Origin of the sequence: Bifidobacterium sp. UTCIF-1, assembly GCF_006408915.1 — a bacterium.
GTDB lineage: Bacteria > Actinomycetota > Actinomycetes > Actinomycetales > Bifidobacteriaceae > Bifidobacterium > Bifidobacterium reuteri.
Genome location: NZ_JFAG01000001.1, coordinates 42,851 through 60,803, shown reverse-complemented (window position 1 = coordinate 60,803; position 17,953 = coordinate 42,851). Strand labels below are relative to the sequence as shown.

Below are 17,953 nucleotides of genomic sequence, written 5' to 3'. Positions count from 1 at the left end.
ATTCTATTTCCGTATAGACTGGGGGAAGGCGGCAACGATGGAGAACGCGATACTGGTCACGGAGATTCTGTTCGCGATTCTCATCTCCTCGTTCCTGAGCCGGTTCCTGCCGAAGATCTCCACGCCGCTCATCCAGATAGCCTTCGGCGTCGCATGGTATTTCACCCCTGGATTGCGCAACATCCAGTTCGATCCGGACATGTTCATGCTGCTGTTCATCGTCCCGCTGTTCTACCTTGAGGCGCGCAACATCGACCGCAAGGCGCTGAGCAAGGACCTGAGCCTCTCGTTGTCTCTGGCGGTGGGCCTGGTCATGGTCACGATGGCGCTGAGCGGAGTGGCCCTGCATGAATTGTGGCCTGCCATTCCGATGATGGCGGCAGTGGCGATGGGCGCGATCATCAGCCCCACCGATGCGGTGTCCGTGGCGCAGCTGGGTGGCGTCGTCAAACTGACGCCAAGACAGCAGTCGGTGCTGCAAAGCGAAAGCCTGCTCAATGATCCCGTCAGCCTGGTTGGTTTCCAGACCATGCTGGTGGCGCTCGCCACGGGTCATTTCTCGCCTGCGGGGTTTGGCTGGCAGGTGCTGATGAGCTTCGTGCTGGGCACCCTGATCGGCGCCGTGGTGGGGTGGCTGTTCGACCGTCTGGTCCTGTTCATGCGAAAGCATAACTTCGAGGACGTCACCACGCGCATGCTGATGGAATGCTTCCTGCCGTTCGGCGTATACCTGCTCTCTGAGCATGTGGGTATCTCCGGTCTGTTGGCTGTGGTGGCGTGTGGCGTGGTCATCACGTTCCCCCGAACCGGCGTAGGCGGGGATGTGGCGCGCGTCAATCTGGTCTCGAACTCCGTATGGCATTTCGTGGACTTCACGCTGAACGGCATGGTGTTCGTGCTGCTCGGCATCGAACTGCCGATTGCGATGCGTGCGATCTGGGATGATCCGCGCGTCGATCTGTGGGCGATGATCGGTCTGGTGCTGTTGCTGACGCTGCTGACGTTGGTACTCCGATTCATCTGGTGCGTGGGCACATTGCGTTGGGCCAAGGATCTGGCCACGGGCAAGCGCCGCAAGATGACGCGTGAACGTTGGCATTCGGCGGTGGTGATGACCTTCGGCGGGCCGAAGGGCGCGATTTCGCTGGCCATGGCGTTCTCGCTGCCGTATTCAATCGACAATGGTGCCTCGGTGCCGGTGCGCAACATCATATTGTTCATCGTCTCCGGCTATATCGTGCTGTCCATCGTGATTTCGAATGTCATGCTTCCGTTGCTGTCGCCGAAGCCTGCCGACACGTCGAAGGAGGAGTGGGCCAAGCGCGATATCGAGATGCTGCGCCGCACCATCGCCAAAATCGTGGACAACGAGACGCCCGAGACCCATGCCGCCGTGACGCGCGTGCTCAAAAGCTATAACGACCGCATCGAACGCGTGGAGGCGAACATGCCGTCCGCGTCTCCTCGCGAGGCCAACGAGCTGCGCATCCGCACGCTCAGGTGGGAGAGGGATTGGCTCACCAAGGCGATTGCCACCCGTGAGAACGTCGTCAATCCCGATCAGGAGACCATCACCCAGCTCACAGGTGCACGCTACCTGCTCGAACATGTCGAAAGCGTGTTGGAGCGATTGACTCCTGAGGGGGGTTCCGGGCACGGGCTCAGATTCAATATGGCCAAATTGCGCCGTCGTTTCATGCCTGTCATCCGGCGGTTCTGGGAAGGCATCGCACGCCGCACGCCGGGTCTGGAAGCCGAGCGCACACGTGCAATCCGGGCGGTGCAGGTGCCGCTGTACAACGACATCATGGAACGGCTGCAGGATCTCATCCTCGACCATGTCTACGATGCCGAGCTGGTGGCCGAGCTGCTCATCGAATACCGCAGGGCGCTGAACCAGATCCTCGACAACTCCATGTCCCCTCTGCATGCGGCTGACAGCTCGAAGGTCGAGGCAGTGCGCGCCAATGCGCTGCGCATGGAGTTGGACACCATACGAGAAATGCTCGAGGCCAAGGAGATCACCCGTGAGGATGCCCGCCTGATGCGCTCGAACGTGTACCTCATGCAGGCCGAATCGGTGGTCTAGTGATGTGCGTGCGCATCCGGGGTCTTGCCGGCACCCGCAGTGGAGCCGGGCGCATGGTGATGTGTGATGACGGATGTGAGCGTGTCCGAGAACAGATGAGGGGGAGAGCCTGATTATGACAGGGGCTGACAGGAGCGATGCAACTGCGCGTGACGGCCATGGCGGTGAACATGAGCCTGCGATTGTCACGCGTCATCTGACCAAACGCTACGGCAAAGCGAGAGGCATCACTGATGTGGACCTCGTCGTGAAGCGGGGAGAGATCTTCGGCTTCGTCGGCCCCAACGGCGCTGGCAAATCCACGACCATCCGTTGTCTGCTGGGCCTGATCCGTCCGACAAGCGGCTCTGCATCAGTATTCGGACTCGACAGCATGCGCGACCGGGTGCGGATTCTCGAGAACGTGGGGTATCTGCCCAGCGAGGTGTTCTACTACGAGGGCATGCGCGCCCGCGACCTGCTCGCCTATGCTGCGAGTTTCTATCACAGGGACTGCTCCGCCCGCATCATGGAACTCGCGCAACGGCTTGACCTGAACCTCGACCAGAAGATTGAGGACATGTCGCTCGGCAACCGTAAAAAGGTCGGCATCGTGCAGGGACTGCTGCATTCGCCGAAGCTGGTGATACTCGACGAGCCGACCAGCGGCCTTGACCCGCTGGCGCAGCGCGCGTTCTTCGATCTCATCCGCGAAGAGAACCGCGAGCATGGCGTCACCGTGCTGTTCTCCTCACATATCCTTTCCGAAGTGCAGCGCATGTGCGATCGTGTGGCGATCATACGCGAAGGACGGATTGTGGCGGTGAAGGATGTCGCCGAGCTGCGCCGCTCGTCGGTCAAACGGGTGTCGCTGGTACTGGGTGGAGGCGGTGCGCGTGCCGATGGCGATGGCGGCGCTCGACCGGTGGGTGTCCCCGGTGCGATTCGGGATGAGCATGCTGATGTTGTGTCCGCCCGTATCAAGGCGATGCTGTCCGGCCTTACGGGCGTGCGTTCGCTGACGGTGGGTGGCGGCTCGTCCGAGGACGTGAGCTTCCTGTTCGAGGGTGACTGCAATTCGCTGCTCGACACGCTCGCCGACCTCGACCTTGTTGACGTGTCGATCACCGAGCCGACGCTGGAAGAGGTGTTCATGCACTACTATCAGCCGGATGCATTGGGGGAGCCGGAATCGTTGGGTGTCGCGGATGGTGCGGATGCGCCGACGGCGCCGCGAGGGAAGCGGGACTGATGAACGTCTACCGTTTTGAGTTCGGTCGCCAGCTGCGCGGGTTTCTTGTCGGTGAGGTGGTGTTGCTGGGCGTTGCCGTGCTGCTCATGGTGGGCGCCTATCCGATCTATCGCGACGCCAAGGAGGCGGTCGAACAGGTGCTCGAGGGGTTCCCTCCGCAGTTCGCCGCGCTGTTCGGGGTCTCCGACGGCATGTTCTCCTTCGGTGGCTTCTACCGATTCTGCTCGCTGTATTTCATGCTCATCGTGGCGATTATGTCCTGTGCATGGGGATTGTCGGTATTCGGTCGCGAACGGCGTACCAAGTCGTCCGATTTCCTGTTTGTCATGCCGATTGGTCGGATGCGCCTGTATGCGGAGAAACTCGCCGTGTGCCTCACGATGGTAGCGGCCACTGGTGCGCTGTTCATGGCGGTCATGGCGATGATCTACCGGGGGTACGGCGAAGACCCCACTGCGGCCTCCATCCCGTTGCCGAGGATATTGCTCGCCGCATGCTCGCTGGTCGGCGTGCAAATGGTATTCCTCGCATTCGGTGTACTCATCGCGGTGCTGTCACGGCGTGCCATCGGGGTCTCCGGCACGTCCACGATGGTCGGCATATTGGGGTTCGTTCTGGTCTCGCTGCCTGAAATGACCGGGGAGGACGGTTGGCGGCTTGTCTCCCCGTTCACCTGGTTCAATGTGGACGAGGCCTTGAACCATGGTCGTTATGAGGTCGGGTATTCGATGCTGGCGATGATCGTTGCCGCAGTCTGCTTGGCGGGCGCTGCGGCGGTGTACACACACGCCGACGTGCGCAATAGGTGAGGGGCTGGCGATGAACATCCTGGTTCGTGAATTGAGATCGAATGCCAAGCCGCTGGTGATCTGGAGCCTGGTCGTCATCTTGTTCAACGTGGCGGGCGTGATGAAGTTCGAAGGCATCGCCGGCGGCGATCCGCAATCCGTCCGCCAGCTGACCGAGGCATTCCCTAAGGTGGCTCTTGCGGTCATGGGCATCTCCGATTTGGATATGACGACATTTGCCGGATATTACGCGGTGCTGATGTTCTACGTGGGCATCATGGCTGCGGTGTATGCGGTCGCGCTTGCGGTCCATGCGGTGTCTCGCGAGATGATGGACGGCACCTATGAGTTCCTGTTCGTCCGCCCGGTGTCTCGGACGGCCATCCTCACTTGGAAGCTGGTTGCGGCACTGATTGATGCCGTGATCTTCACGGTTGTCGATCTTGTCTCGGCCCTGTTGTGCCTGCCCATGCTGGATGGCTTGTCCGATGCGTCCGGCAGCGCGATGGTGGTCATCCGGTTCGCTATATGGATGCTGGCGATGATGCTGGTGTTCGGCGCGCTCGCAGCCTGTGCGTGTGCCGCATGTTTGGGCGCTGAGCATGGCCTGGAACGCGGCCCTCTGATTGGAAACTCCGCCGTGGTGGTGGCCTATTGCGCGGGTGTGGCCTATGACATGTTCTCCGACCATGACGCGTCGGTGGTCGTTCGCGTACTGTCGCCCTTCCGGTATGCCACCCCGCAGGACGTGATCGACGGGCGGATCCCGGTGCCGTTCGCCATACTGGGCGTGGTGATTGTTGTGGTCTGTTTTGCGGTGTCTTATATCGCATTCCTTCGCCGTGACCTTACGTCCCGGTGACGTGCCTTCGGCTCCCCAGCCAGCTTTTCTGACACGCAGTTATGTATCCCTCCCTCCCTGCTGAGAGAGTCGGACTGGGTGGGTGGTGTCCCTTCGGCTCCCCTCTCTGAGGGGAGCTGTCAGCGGAGCTGACTGAGGGGAGCGGTTCGTCGCTATATCCCCCTGTTCTACCAAATCACTAACCGCTGCACTACTGTTTAACTGTTATGCAACACACCTTGACAGTTTTGCCAAACAGTTATACTGTTATACATAACAGCTGAACAACCGACGGGTGGGGAGGCTGGAACCCAATCAATAACCATCGAAAGGGGCATAGATGAAACTGATCATCTCATCCGTGTCCGGTGAACCGATCTACGAGCAAATCAAAACCCAGATCCGCACCGCCGTGCTGGATGGCGACCTCAAGGCCGGCGAGGCGTTGCCCTCGCTGCGCAAACTCGCCAAGGAACTGCGCACCTCCGTACTCACCGTCACCAGGGCGTACAACGAACTGGCCGACGAGGGCGTGGTGCAGAACATCCAAGGCAAGGGCACGTTCGTGATGGACAAGGGCAACGAGCTCATGAAACAGCAGCTCGAGGCCCAGATTCGCACGAATCTCGCGGAGGCCAGCCGCGCCGCCAAGGCCGCAGACATGCCGCTGGAGCGGTTGGGGGAGATGCTCGTCGAAGAGTACCGAGCGAACTGATGCATACGCCTGATCGGCATATGCAATGCAACAGGCGAAAGGAGTATGGCGATGACCGCCTTCACACCGCAATCCACGCCGACGGCACTGTCCGTCACTGGCGTGACCAAGCATTACGATTCCGGCTTCACATTGGAGGACGTGACCTTCGACCTGCCGGCCGGATACATCATGGGTCTCATCGGTCCAAACGGCGCCGGCAAATCCACGCTCATCAAGCTCATCCTCAACATGATTCACCGCGACGCCGGCGACATCCATGTGCTAGGTCTTGACAACCTTGAGCACGAGGAAGCCGTCAAGGAACAGCTGGGCGTGGTGTTCGACTCCAGTTATCTCTACGAGCAGTGGAAGGTGAAAGACGTAGAGAGGATCGTCGCACTGCTGTACCCCACGTGGAACCATGATCTGTACCAGCGCCGGCTTGTCGACTTCGGGCTTGCCGGCAAGGAAAAACGGCAGCAAGCGTATCAAGTCGCTCTCCCGCGGCATGCAGATGAAGCTCATGCTCGCGATAGCCCTGAGCCATGACGCCAAGCTGCTCATCCTGGATGAGCCGACCAGCGGATTGGACGTGCTGGCCCGCGACGAGCTCATGGACCTGCTCCACGCCTACATCGAAGACGGCGAGCATTCGGTGCTCTTCTCCACTCATATCACCGCCGATCTCGAGCGCGCCGCCGACTTCATCACCTACATCACCGGTGGCCGGCTGTACTTCACCGGCCCAAAGGATGAGTTCGAGGAATCGTTCAAGCTGGTCAAAGGCGGTCCGGACGAGCTCAAGCAGTTGCCGGCGGGCATGGTGCTCGGCTCGCATGTCTATGAGACCGGCTTCGACGCACTGGTCCGTGGCGAGGACCTTGCGGCAGTCATGCGGGCCGTGCCGGGGCTCGTCGTGGAACGTGCATCCATCGACGACATCATCCGCCTGACCAATACCCGTCATGACAACAAGGGGGTGCTGTGATGAGCAGCGTGGCTCGCGGCGCTCGTGCCGACATGCAATCCAGGGGACGTGCGCTGATATCGGCGATGCGTCTTGATCTCGACTACCTGTTCGCCGATGGTGTCTTTCAATATCCACTCATCATCCTGATGCCGTTCGTGTTCCTTCTGGCATTCCGGAACGACTTCGGGTATGTGCTCGGTGTCTCGATGGAAACGTATTCGTTTGGCGCGCTGATCGTCACGATGGCGGTCGTCGATGTGCAGAGCGGCTATCGTCTGCGGGCGCTGATGCCGGTTGCTCGACATATCCAGGTGCTGTCGCGATATGTCTTGGGCGTGATGATGGCGGTGATCGCGGCCGTGATGGTCGCATTGCTCAATCTCGTGCAGTCGTTGGCGGTGCCTGACTGGTCGTTGGCGGCCAACATGCCGATGGTGGTGGGCACGCTGCTCAGCGTGCTGGCCATCGTGGCGATATGGACACCGCTCGGCTATCGTTCGAACAGCGTCAACGGATTGCAGGTGGGGCTTCTCGCGGTGTATGTCATATTCCTTGCGGTGCTCCTGATGTGGAGCGAGCTGCCGCACGGATTCACTGCCAGTGTGCTTGGCGTGTTCGCTGTTCTGGGCTCCCATGCGGTTCTGGCTGCTGTGGCGGGTTTGGCGATTGCGGTGGCGCTCTATGCGGTGTCCTATGCAATCAGTGCACGTATCTATCAACGGAAGGAATGGTGAGCATCATGGGCAAGGATGTTCCGGTCTCCCGACGGACTGTTTGGCGGTCGGCCTTGGCTCAGCTGCGATTCGATGTCGCCCGTGGCTCGTCCGATTTGGGCTATGAGCTGGTCATGGGGGCGGTGCTCCTGTTCTCCGTAGTGGTCGGCGTGCTGGTGCGATTTGTCGGCATGGATGCCAGAATGGCTGGTGGGTTGATGGGCGGTATCACCGGGTTGGCCGTGGTGGCTGGATGGATGATGGCATTGGTTCCGTCCATGATGGAGGATCAGGACGGTCATCGCGCGATGGCGGGGCTTGTCCCGATTGCCCGCACGCCGCAGGTGATCGGCAGGTTCCTGTATCTGCTGGCCTCGGCGGTGGCGTGGAGCGTGGAGGTGGGTGTGTGCCGCATCGTCTTCAACGTGCTTGCCGATGGCGTCGTGGATGGCGTTGGCGTCGCCGCCGTAGCTGCGACAGTGTTCGCGATGTCGATGATTGTCGGGTCCGTCATGCTGGCCTGCACTTATCGGTTCGGCATCCGCCAGCTGATGATCGTGTTCGCCGTCATGATGGGCGCGCTGTATCTGCTGGCTGCGCTGGTCTCCTTCCTGCCGATTCCGTGGGAGCCGATCATCCTGACGGTCTTCGAGTTCCTGTCGGTGCCCTGGCGCGGCGTATTGGTCGGCGCGGTGTTCTGCTTCGCTGTATACGGCGTGTCCATGGGCATCGCCATCCGCATCTTCAACGCCAAAGAGCTGTGACACCGTCGGTATATGCGTTGCCGGCCTATGGCACAGGGTGGAAAACGGGTCGAAACATAGCTAAACGACGATGTCGGGTTATGTTTCGCCCCGTTCTGCATATATGAAACGGGTCGAAACATAACCCATTGTCGTGAAATACTTATGTTTCGCCCCATTATCGGACCGATACAACGTCGATCGGATCTGTAGATCAGACTGTCGGCACGACGAAACAGGGGGTGATGGCAGGCAGCCATCACCCCCTGTTATGGTTCCCCAGAGTATTTCTATTCCCCAGAGGATGCCTGACGGAACGTTACAGCGATTCGGCGGCGTTGGCCACGAAACGTTCCATGCCGTCGATCGGCACCACGTTGGTGAACCGCACTTCAGCGGTCTCAAGCCCGCGCAGTGCGGCGGGCGCGGTGGTGCCGGTCTCACGCGAGAGCACGTCCATGCACTCGAAGTCGGTGCCGGTGGCGTCGAAGCCCAGCGCCTCGTTCACCACGCGCGGGAACTTGTAAGGGCTCGCGGTAGAGAGCAACACGCGCGGGGTCAGCGGGTCGCGCGGCATCTGCTCAAGCAGGTAGTAGCCGCAGGCGGTGTGCGGGTCGATGACGTAGTGGTTCTCATCCCAGCAGTGTTTGATGGACTCGCGCACCTGATCCTCGTCGGCCCAGCCGGTACCGAAGATCTGGCGGATCTTGGCCAGCAGCTCCTCCGGAACCTCATACGTGCCCCACTTGTTGAGATCGTTCATGAGCATGGCGATCAGTCGTGTATCACCCTCGGAGAAGTAGTACAGCATGCGCTCGAGGTTCGAGGAGATGAGGATGTCCATCGATGGCGAAATGGTCTGGAAGAACGGGCGCTGACGGTTGTAGGTGCCGGTGGTGAGGAAGTCGAATAGCACGTTGTTCTTGTCGGAGGCCACCACGAGGTGCTTGACCGGCAGACCCAGCAGCTTGGCGTAGTAGCCGGCAAGGATGTCGCCGAAGTTGCCGGTCGGCACCACGAACTCCACTTCGTCGCCCACATTGATGACCTGCTGCTCCAGCAGCTGCGCGTACGCGGAGAAGTAGTAGACGACCTGCGGCACCAGACGGCCCACGTTTATTGAGTTCGCGGAGGAGAGCACCACATGTGAGTCGGCGGCGAGCTTCTTGGCGAGCACTTTATCGCCGAAAATTCGCTTGACCGCGGACTGGGCGTCGTCGAAATTGCCCTCGACGGCGGCGACGTTCACATTCGAACCGGTCTGAGTGGTCATCTGCAGTTCCTGGACCTGGCTCACCTTGCCTTCCGGGTAGAAGACGGTGATGGCGGTGCCCGGGGCGTCCGCGAAACCGGCCAGCGCAGCCTTGCCGGTGTCGCCCGAGGTGGCGGTCAGGATCATGATCTTCTCGTCCGCATCGCCATCGGCCGGAGTGGTGTGAGCCATGAAACGCGGCAGAATCTGCAGCGCCACGTCCTTGAAGGCGGAGGTCGGACCGTTGAACAGTTCGAGGATATAGTCGTCGCCCAACGGCTTGAGCGGCGTGATGCGTTCGTCGGACCACTGCGGGCCATAGGCATCAGCGATGCACTGGTTCAGTTCTTCGGCGGTGAAGTCCGGCAGCAGCGCGCTCAGCACATCCGCGGCGATCTGCTGGTAGGTCTTGCCGGCCAGTTCGCCGATTTCCACCTTGGTCTTGCCCAGGTCGTCCGAGACGAACAGTCCGCCGTCATCGGCGATGCCCTTGCGAATCGCCTGCTTGGCGGTCAGCGAGTCGGTGGTGGAACGGGTGGAATGGAAGGTGGTAGCCACGGTTGAAATCCTTAGTCTGTGAATGACGAACGGCCTTATCGAGGGGTGAATCGAGTCCCCACCATTCTAGCGTCCGGCATGGGCGTAGGCGGTGCGACGTCTCGCATGACAGATTGTTCGACATGTCGTTCGACAGATCGGCATCGAAGACACGTTTCGCGAATCGGGGAGATGCGTGGTCAAGCCCATGCGGTCAAGTCCATATCTCGAGACGGCATGTCCCGTGGTTTTCTGCCAATCATCGGGAAAATTCGTTCGATTCGGCGTATGAAGGAAACAGCACGGCCACAAACACGTCGTACACTCGACGCCCAAACGGCATGCCAGTCGTTGCCCGCACCGACAAAGGAGCACAGATGACCGCTTCATCACTCGCCCAGACCCCAACCGATGTCTTCAACTCGCCCATAAGCGAGACCGATCCCGAGATCGCCGCACTGCTCGACGACGAACTGCATCGCCAGCAGGGCGGTCTGGAAATGATCGCATCAGAGAACTTCGTGCCGCGAGCCGTACTGCAATGCCAAGGTTCCGTGCTCACCAACAAGTACGCCGAGGGCTACCCCGGACGCCGCTACTACGGCGGCTGCGAATACGTGGACCAGATCGAGACCATCGCCCGGGAACGCGCGAAGGCCCTGTTCGGCGCCGAATACGCCAACGTGCAGCCGCACTCCGGCGCACAGGCCAACGCCGCCGTCTATCAGGCGCTCGTCAAGCCCGGCGACACCGTGCTCGGTCTTGCGCTTGACCATGGCGGCCATCTGACCCACGGCATGAAGATCAACTTCTCCGGTCGCTTCTACCACGCCGAAGCCTACGGTGTGAATCCCGAGACCTTCCGCATCGACCCGGAAATCATCCGCCATCGCGCGCTCGAAACCCACCCTGCCATGATCATCGGAGGCTGGTCCGCCTACCCGCGCATCGAGGACTTCAAGGCCATGAAGGAGATCGCCGACGAGGTCGGCGCCAAGTTCTGGGTCGACATGGCCCACTTCGCCGGTCTTGTCGCTGCGGGCCTGCATCCGAGCCCTGTGCCGTATGCGGACGTGGTCTCGTCGACGGCCCACAAGACGCTCGGCGGCCCGCGTTCCGGCTTCATCCTGGCCAAGCAGGAGTACGCCAAGAAACTCAACTCCTCGGTGTTCCCCGGCCAGCAGGGTGGCCCACTCATGCACGTGGTGGCAGGCAAGGCCGTGAGCTTCAAGGTCGCCGGCACCCCCGAGTTCAAGGACCGCATGCAGCGTACGCTTGACGGCGCGAAGATCCTCGCCGACCGTCTTCTCGCTGACGACGTCAAGGCGAACGGCATCACCGTGCTCACCGGCGGCACCGACGTGCATCTGGTCATGGTCGACCTGCGCAACTCCGAGATGGACGGCAAGCAGGGGGAGGACCTGCTCGCCGCCTGCGGCATCACCATCAACCGCAACACCGTGCCGTTCGACCCTCGTCCGGCCTCGGTCGCCTCGGGCCTTCGCATCGGCACCTCCGCGCTCGCCACGCGCGGCTTCGGACCGAAGGAATACGAGGAGGTGGCCGACATCATCGGCACCGCGCTCGCCGCCGGCCCATCCGCCGACGTGACCGCGCTCAAGGCCCGCGTGGACAAGCTTGTCGAGGACTTCCCGCTCTATCCGGACCTCGACCAGATTCACTGACCGATTCGCCGATCGGCCCCGCGCATCGACTCATGCGGCCGGTTTGATGCCGGATTGGAGCGGCGGCCCCTCGATAATGAGGGGCCGCCGCGTATTCGGTTGGATTGCCGGTATAAGTCAGGCTGATCGTTGTGCAGAGCCTTTCCAGAGCTGACCTCCACGGATTGTATGCCAGCGGCGAGCATTAGGACCCATGTATGGACGCCGCTGCGGTCGCGCTATTATTTGTGCCGCAAAATCGAGTCGTGGCAAGAATTGCGCCATGTTCTGAGCTACCCTTGACTGTTATGAGCGATGCTTTGAATCCGGAGATATTCCGCGCTGTCTGCGATCAGGCCGACCATGCCTCCCGCGCGCAGGAGGCGCTGGCCCGTGCGAACACCGAGTCCAAGAACGAACTGCTGCTCGCCATCGCCGATGCGCTTGACGAGCATGCCGGTGACATCGAAGCGGCGAACGGCCTCGATATGCTCGAAGCCAAGGAAAGCGGCATGGATGCAGGCAAGCTCGACCGCCTGCTGTTCAATGTGCCGCGGGTGGCCGCAGCCGCGCAAGGAGTACGGCATGTGGCCACGCTGCCTGATCCGGTGGGGCAGATCGTGCGGGGCTACAACCTGCCGAATGGATTGCGCCTGACGCAGACCCGCGTGCCGATGGGAGTCATCGGCATGATCTACGAAGCCCGGCCGAACGTCACCGTCGACGTGGCCAGCCTATGTCTGAAATCCGGCAACGCCGCGCTGCTCAGAGGCGGCCATGCGGCGGAACGCACCAATGCCGCCACGCTCAGTGTTATCGCCCCCGTACTGGAAGCGCATGGTTTCGATGCCGCCTTGGTTCAATCGGTCGACCAATACGGCCGGCCCGGCGCCACCGCCATGATGGAGGCGCGTGGCCATATCGATGTGTTGGTGCCGCGTGGCGGAGCGGGTCTGATTCAAGCGGTGGTACGGAACTCGAAAGTCCCCGTCATTGAGACCGGTGCCGGAAACGTGCACATCTACATCGACAGGTCCGGTGACCTCGCCAAGGCGATTCCCATCATTCTCAACGCCAAAACGCAGCGTGTCGGCGTATGCAATGCAGCCGAAAAACTGCTGGTGCACAAGGATGTGGCCGCCGAGTTCCTGCCCGCCATCGCCACGGCCCTTGCGCAGGCGAACGTGGTGCTGCAGGCGGATGCCGTCTCCTATGACATCATCGAAGGCGCCGCGATTGAAGGCGTCGCGCTCAACCACGCCACCGACGAGGATTGGGACACCGAATACCTGGCGCTCAAAATGGGCGTCAAAGTCGTGGACTCCCTTGATGATGCCATCGCGCATATCAACCGCCACTCCACGGGACACACCGAATCGATCATTGCCGAAGACTACGAAGCCATCGAGACCTTCACCAAGCGTATAGACTCGGCAGTGGTCATGGTCAACGCCTCCACCCGCTTTACCGACGGCGGCGTGTTCGGCTTCGGCGCCGAACTCGGCATCTCCACCCAGAAGATGCATGCCCGAGGGCCGATGGGATTGCAGGAGATGACCACCACCAAGTGGATCGGCTACGGAACAGGACAGGTGCGTGCATGAGCGAGAACGCCGAGAATACCATGAACGATGCCATTTCCGGCTCGAATGACGGTTCGAAGGCCGATGATTGGCAGATCGGGCTGAAGATCGCCGCAGAACGTCTGAGCATTGTACGCTACGTATTTCTGGTGCAGATCGAAGATGGCATAGCCTCCGCCGCTCAACGCGCCTCACTGGAATATGCCGATGCGGTGCTGATCGGGTGGCCCGAAATCGATTCGCCTGAAGTGGTCGAGCTCACCGAAGCCCAGGCGAAGGTGGTTCGCGAGCACATGGAGCTCATGGAGAGCTACATCGCCAAGTTCAGCCAGATGGAGCATGACGGCGACATCGATGGCATGACCGATACGCTGATCCGCATTACCGAACGCGTGGCGGAAGTGCGCAGACTGTATCAGCCGGAGTTTCCTCTCCCCACTTTCGCGGAGATTCGCCGCGTGGTGCAGGAGGAATGGGATGAGGACATGGGTAAGATCGATCCGCAGGAAAGCGATCCCACTGCAGACGAAATCGAACGGGAGACGGAAAGCGCCGATGATGCCTCAGGCGAAGGCGGTCAGGCATGAGCGGCAATGAACCCACCGATCTCATCGCGATTTCGCATGAGGAACAAACTCGGCGCATGTCGGATCTGTCCGACCGGTTCACCGGGACCCGTGGCCATGATCGGCTCTCCGCGCGTGGCAACTGGCACACCCGCCCTCGTATCGGCATCATGGGCGGAACGTTCGACCCGATTCACAACGGCCACTTGGTGGCGGCATCCGAAGTCGCATGGGTGTACGATCTGGACGAAGTGATCTTCGTGCCCACCGGCCGGCCCGTGTTCAAGCTCGACAAACATGTCACCAACGCCGAAGACCGGTATCTCATGACGGTCATCGCCACGGCATCGAACCCCAAATTCACCGTATCGCGGGTGGACATCGACCGGCCCGGCGTGACCTACACCATCGACACGCTGAAAGACATCCGCAGCCAACATCCCGATGCCGAACTGTTCTTCATCACCGGCGCCGACGCAGTGGCGGAGATCATGCAATGGAAGGATGCCGAACAGATGTGGGACCTCGCCCACTTCGTCGCCGTGACCCGTCCCGGGTACTCAAGCCCTGAAGGGGTGAGGCTGCCGGAAGGCAAAGTGGATACGTTGGAGATTCCCGCCTTGGCCATATCCTCGACCGACGTGCGTCGCCGCGCCGAGCATAACGAGCCGGTCTGGTACCTCGTGCCGGACGGCGTGGTCCAATACATCGGCAAACATGGCCTCTACTCGCGCGGTTAGTTTTCCGCTGCTCTTCCTCAAATGACAATGAAACCGCTACCGCCTTGTGCGGTCCATCCTGGGAGTCCTTCTCTGAAGGGAGCTCCCGAGCGGTACGCGGCTGAGGGGAGCAAGCCCCAATCAGGTACCTAATGGTCCGTCTCGTAATGTAAGAGGCAGACCACCAGGATGTCCTGACGGCTCCCTGTGTGCTGGCGGCATAACTCCCGTTCGTGGCCTGTCTGTACGCTGGGAGCCATGTCTTTCAACGATCCTTTTTCCATATTTTTCGGCAATGGCGACGCAGATGGTCGCGCCCACAAACAGTCGGACGACGATCCGATCATCCTTGACGTTCAGGCCGATGGGGACGGCCCCGCTTCAGGCAATGGCGCGCCACATGCTTCCAATGGGGGAGGTCGTCCGCCGCGCGGGCCGGCCGGTCCGCGACTGACGTCCCGCCCGGCCTCCGGCTCTGCTGGCGGTTCGCGCGGCACCAGGATCATGATCGGCGTGGTGCTCGCGCTGGTCGTTGTCGTCGGCTTGTTCTTCGGCCTGTCCCAGTTCATCACCGATCTGATGTGGTACGGACAGCTTGGATTCCAGTCCGTGGTCTGGGTGCAGTTGGGAGTCAAGGTCGGATTGTGGGTGGCATATGCGTTGCTCATGGCATTGACGGGATTCGTGGCCGCCTGGTTGGCCATCCGGGCGCGGCCCGACTCCTCCGACGGATCCACGATCCGCATCAACGGTGACGTGGTGGAAGTCGGCAAGTCGTTCAGCTCGAAGACCGCACGCCGTGTGGCGGTGGTGGTATCGCTGATCGTCGGCGCGATTTTCGGCGCACAGTTCAATGCCAACTGGAGCGAGATCCTGCTCATGTTCCATGCGCAGAGCTTCGGCACTGTGGATCCCCAGTTCGGTCTTGACAACGGGTTCTATGTGTTCGTGCTGCCTGGCCTCAAACTTGTGCTCGCCGCGATTTCCATGTTGCTGGGTGTGGGGATCGTGTTCTCGCTGATTACCCATGTGCTCATGGGCGGCATTCGAATCACGATGCCGGTCAATGGCCGTGGACTGTTCGCTATCACCAAGCGCACCCGCCGCCAGCTGGGTATCTGGCTGATACTCAACATGCTCGCATGGTCGGCGCGTCAGGTGCTGGGCGTCTTCGATCAGCTCACCGTGCAGGGCTCCCGCATCACCGGCGCTTCATACACGGCGGTCCACGCCAACATCCCGGTCACGTTCATCATGGCCGCGCTCACTGCCATCCTCGGCGTGGTGCTCGGCGTATGGCTCATGCGCTCCCATGCGCTTGAGGGGCCGGCCTCCCTGGGCGTGCGCGCCTCGGCGGCGCTGAAGGCATGGCGTATCCCCGTCATCTCCATCTCCGCCACGGTGGTCGTCGCGCTGGTGCTCACCGTGGCATGGCCGGTGCTGCTGCAGCGGTTCCGCGTCAATCCGAACGCCCAGGAGATGGAATCCACGTACATTCAGCGCAACATCGACGCCACACGTGCGGCCTATGGCCTCAACAAGCTCAAGACCGAGCAATATGAGGTCACCAGCAAGGGCGAGCAGGGCGCGCTGGCCAAAGAGGCGGACACCACCGCGCAGATTCGTCTGCTCGACCCGCAGGTCGTCAGCCCCACGTTCAAGCAGCTGCAGCAATCCAAGCAGTACTACACATTCGCGGATACGCTCGCAGTAGACAAGTATGAGATCGATGGCGTCTCCCAGGATACGGTGATCGCCGCACGTGAGCTCGACCTCGATGGCAATGACAACCGCAACTGGGTCAACGACCACACCGTGTACACCCACGGATATGGCGTCGTTGCCGCCTACGGCAACAAGGTCACGGCCGATGGCCAACCGGAATTCTTCGAATACGGCATCCCGACACAGGGCAAGCTCACCGAATCCCAGAAATACGAGCCGCGCATCTACTTCTCGCCGAACGCCACCGAATACTCCATCGTCGGCGCCCCCGAGGGCACCAAGTCGTGGGAGTTCGACTATCCGACCGGTTCGGAAGGCGCCCTGACCACCTTCAAGGGCGACGGCGGCCCCTCGGTGGGCAACCTGTTCTCCCGTATCCTCTATGCGATTCGCTTCGGTTCCGACCAGATTCTGTTCTCCGACCGAGTGACGTCGGCCTCGCAGATCCTCTATGACCGCTCCCCGAAGGAACGTGTGGCCAAGGTCGCGCCGTATCTGACACTCGACGGCCGCGTCTACCCGGCCGTGGTCGATGGTCGCGTCAAGTGGATCGTGGACGGATACACCACATCCGACGCCTACCCGTATTCGCAGATGACCAACCTCGGCACCTCCACGCAGGATTCCACCACGGTCTCCTCCTCGACGGTCTCCTCGCTGGGAGCCAAGCAGGCCAACTACATCCGCAATTCGGTCAAGGCCACTGTGGATGCCTACGACGGTTCCGTGGATCTCTATGTCTGGGACACCTCCGACCCGGTCATCAAGGCATGGGAACAGATCTTCCCCGGCCAGTACCATCAGCTCAGCGAGATCTCCGGCGACCTGATGAGCCACATGCGCTATCCGGAAGGCCTGTTCAAGGTGCAGCGCGAACTGCTGTCCAAGTACCATGTGACCTCCGCCAACCAGTACTACTCAGGTGAGGATTTCTGGCAGACCCCGGTCGATCCGACCGAATCCCAGGCCCAGCAGGATCAGGACATTCTCCAGCCGCCGTACTATCTGACATTGCAGACCGGAGGCACTGAGGAACCCATCTTCTCCCTGACCTCCACCTATATCCCGGCAGGCCAATCCACGCGTGAGATTCTCACCGGATTCCTTTCGGTCGATTCCGACGCCGGCAACCAGAAAGGTGAGATCGGTTCCAACTACGGCACCATCAGGCTGCAGGAATTGCCCAAGGACTCCAATGTCCCAGGCCCCGGTCAGGCGCAGAACAACTTCAACGCGAACGCCGATGTCTCCAAGGAGCTCAACCTGTTGCAATCCGGAGACACCAATGTGGTGCGCGGCAACCTGCTCACGCTGCCGCTCGGTGGCGGCTTGGTCTATGTGCAGCCCGTATACGTCAAGTCCAGTGGTGCCACGTCCTTCCCGCTGTTGAAGAAGACCCTGGTGGCCTTCGGAGATCAGGTCGGTTTCGCGGACACGCTTGATGAGGCGCTCGACCAGGTGTTCGGTGGTGATTCCGGCGCCAACGCCGGAGACGCCGCCAACGCCGATGGTTCGGATGCCTCCGACTCCGCAAAGACCGACAACAAGGGGACTACCGATAACTCGGCAGGCTCCGACCAGTCCGATCAGCCCGGTCAGTCCGATTCCGGCACTCAGTCCGGCACTGCGCGCAGTCCTGAACTCCAGCAGGCGCTGAACGATGCCGCACAGGCCATGAAGGACAGTCAGACCGCCATGAAGAACGGCGACTGGACTGCCTACGGCGAGGCGCAAAAGCGACTCGAGGACGCCCTCAACAAGGCCATCGAGCTCGACAAGTAGCTCCAGAGACCCAAGCCCGACTTCATGGAATTCTGGGCATAATCGGGCCGGTT

13 protein-coding genes and 1 pseudogene are annotated in these 17,953 nt (G+C 61.1%); 13 read left to right on the top strand and 1 reads right to left on the bottom strand.

From position 1 onward, the window contains the following. The first annotated feature begins 37 nt into the window (after positions 1 to 37). From BW09_RS00250 to BW09_RS00215, 8 genes and pseudogenes are all read left to right on the top strand, one after another. Complete coding sequence (locus tag BW09_RS00250; protein WP_140462492.1) at positions 38 to 2,089, top strand: sodium:proton antiporter; 2,052 nt, start codon at positions 38 to 40, stop codon at positions 2,087 to 2,089. Positions 2,090 to 2,204: 115 nt separating this feature from the next. Next, positions 2,205 to 3,320, top strand: a complete 1,116-nt coding sequence (locus BW09_RS00245) for an ABC transporter ATP-binding protein (protein ID WP_140462491.1) — start codon at positions 2,205 to 2,207, stop codon at positions 3,318 to 3,320. Further along, positions 3,320 to 4,129, top strand: a complete 810-nt coding sequence (locus BW09_RS00240) for an ABC transporter permease (protein ID WP_140462490.1) — start codon at positions 3,320 to 3,322, stop codon at positions 4,127 to 4,129. Before BW09_RS00245 ends, BW09_RS00240 begins: the two co-directional genes overlap by 1 nt. Before the next feature lie 10 nt (positions 4,130 to 4,139). After that, a complete protein-coding gene (locus BW09_RS00235) occupies positions 4,140 to 4,970 on the top strand; it encodes an ABC transporter permease subunit (protein ID WP_140462489.1) in 831 nt (276 codons plus the stop codon). A 319-nt stretch (positions 4,971 to 5,289) separates the two neighbouring features. After that, a complete protein-coding gene (locus BW09_RS00230; RefSeq protein ID WP_140462488.1) occupies positions 5,290 to 5,664 on the top strand; it encodes a GntR family transcriptional regulator in 375 nt (124 codons plus the stop codon). 45 nt (positions 5,665 to 5,709) lie between these two features. Continuing rightward, positions 5,710 to 6,634, top strand: a pseudogene (locus BW09_RS00225) (ABC transporter ATP-binding protein). 65 nt (positions 6,635 to 6,699) lie between these two features. After that, on the top strand, positions 6,700 to 7,350 hold the full coding sequence (locus BW09_RS00220; protein WP_181162114.1) for an ABC-2 transporter permease: 651 nt from the start codon (positions 6,700 to 6,702) through the stop codon (positions 7,348 to 7,350). Between the two features lie 5 nt (positions 7,351 to 7,355). After that, on the top strand, positions 7,356 to 8,093 hold the full coding sequence (locus BW09_RS00215) for an ABC-2 transporter permease (RefSeq protein ID WP_181161703.1): 738 nt from the start codon (positions 7,356 to 7,358) through the stop codon (positions 8,091 to 8,093). A gap of 298 nt (positions 8,094 to 8,391) precedes the next feature. Here the strand turns inward: BW09_RS00215 and thrC are convergent, their stop codons facing one another. Next, entirely contained in the window at positions 8,392 to 9,882 is a 1,491-nt protein-coding gene (gene thrC / locus BW09_RS00210; protein ID WP_140462485.1) for a threonine synthase, read from the bottom strand. Positions 9,883 to 10,238: 356 nt separating this feature from the next. Between thrC and glyA the strand changes: the two genes are divergently transcribed. From glyA to BW09_RS00185, 5 genes are all read left to right on the top strand, one after another. Next, entirely contained in the window at positions 10,239 to 11,546 is a 1,308-nt protein-coding gene (gene glyA, locus BW09_RS00205; protein ID WP_044088562.1) for a serine hydroxymethyltransferase, read from the top strand. A gap of 197 nt (positions 11,547 to 11,743) precedes the next feature. After that, positions 11,744 to 13,129, top strand: a complete 1,386-nt coding sequence (locus BW09_RS00200; RefSeq protein ID WP_258184886.1) for a glutamate-5-semialdehyde dehydrogenase — start codon at positions 11,744 to 11,746, stop codon at positions 13,127 to 13,129. 20 nt (positions 13,130 to 13,149) lie between these two features. After that, a complete protein-coding gene (locus BW09_RS00195) occupies positions 13,150 to 13,695 on the top strand; it encodes a hypothetical protein (RefSeq protein ID WP_044088710.1) in 546 nt (181 codons plus the stop codon). 56 nt (positions 13,696 to 13,751) lie between these two features. Further along, positions 13,752 to 14,414 carry a nicotinate-nucleotide adenylyltransferase gene (gene nadD, locus BW09_RS00190; protein WP_375137533.1) on the top strand — a complete coding sequence of 221 codons (663 nt, stop codon included), beginning with the start codon at positions 13,752 to 13,754 and terminating at the stop codon, positions 14,412 to 14,414. Positions 14,415 to 14,651: 237 nt separating this feature from the next. After that, positions 14,652 to 17,900 carry a UPF0182 family protein gene (locus tag BW09_RS00185; RefSeq protein WP_140462483.1) on the top strand — a complete coding sequence of 1,083 codons (3,249 nt, stop codon included), beginning with the start codon at positions 14,652 to 14,654 and terminating at the stop codon, positions 17,898 to 17,900. The last annotated feature ends 53 nt before the right edge of the window (positions 17,901 to 17,953 follow it).

Excerpts from the sequence above, each read along its gene's own strand:
- BW09_RS00250 (WP_140462492.1), top strand. The coding sequence starts at position 38 with ATGGAGAACGCGATACTGGTCACGGAGATTCTGTTCGCGATTCTCATC.
- nadD (WP_375137533.1), top strand. The coding sequence starts at position 13,752 with ATGTCGGATCTGTCCGACCGGTTCACCGGGACCCGTGGCCATGATCGG.
- BW09_RS00235 (WP_140462489.1), top strand. The coding sequence starts at position 4,140 with ATGAACATCCTGGTTCGTGAATTGAGATCGAATGCCAAGCCGCTGGTG.
- BW09_RS00185 (WP_140462483.1), top strand. The coding sequence starts at position 14,652 with ATGTCTTTCAACGATCCTTTTTCCATATTTTTCGGCAATGGCGACGCA.
- BW09_RS00230 (WP_140462488.1), top strand. The coding sequence starts at position 5,290 with ATGAAACTGATCATCTCATCCGTGTCCGGTGAACCGATCTACGAGCAA.
- BW09_RS00195 (WP_044088710.1), top strand. The coding sequence starts at position 13,150 with ATGAACGATGCCATTTCCGGCTCGAATGACGGTTCGAAGGCCGATGAT.
- glyA (WP_044088562.1), top strand. The coding sequence starts at position 10,239 with ATGACCGCTTCATCACTCGCCCAGACCCCAACCGATGTCTTCAACTCG.
- BW09_RS00215 (WP_181161703.1), top strand. The coding sequence starts at position 7,356 with ATGGGCAAGGATGTTCCGGTCTCCCGACGGACTGTTTGGCGGTCGGCC.
- BW09_RS00240 (WP_140462490.1), top strand. The coding sequence starts at position 3,320 with ATGAACGTCTACCGTTTTGAGTTCGGTCGCCAGCTGCGCGGGTTTCTT.
- BW09_RS00200 (WP_258184886.1), top strand. The coding sequence starts at position 11,744 with ATGGACGCCGCTGCGGTCGCGCTATTATTTGTGCCGCAAAATCGAGTC.
- BW09_RS00245 (WP_140462491.1), top strand. The coding sequence starts at position 2,205 with ATGACAGGGGCTGACAGGAGCGATGCAACTGCGCGTGACGGCCATGGC.
- BW09_RS00220 (WP_181162114.1), top strand. The coding sequence starts at position 6,700 with ATGCGTCTTGATCTCGACTACCTGTTCGCCGATGGTGTCTTTCAATAT.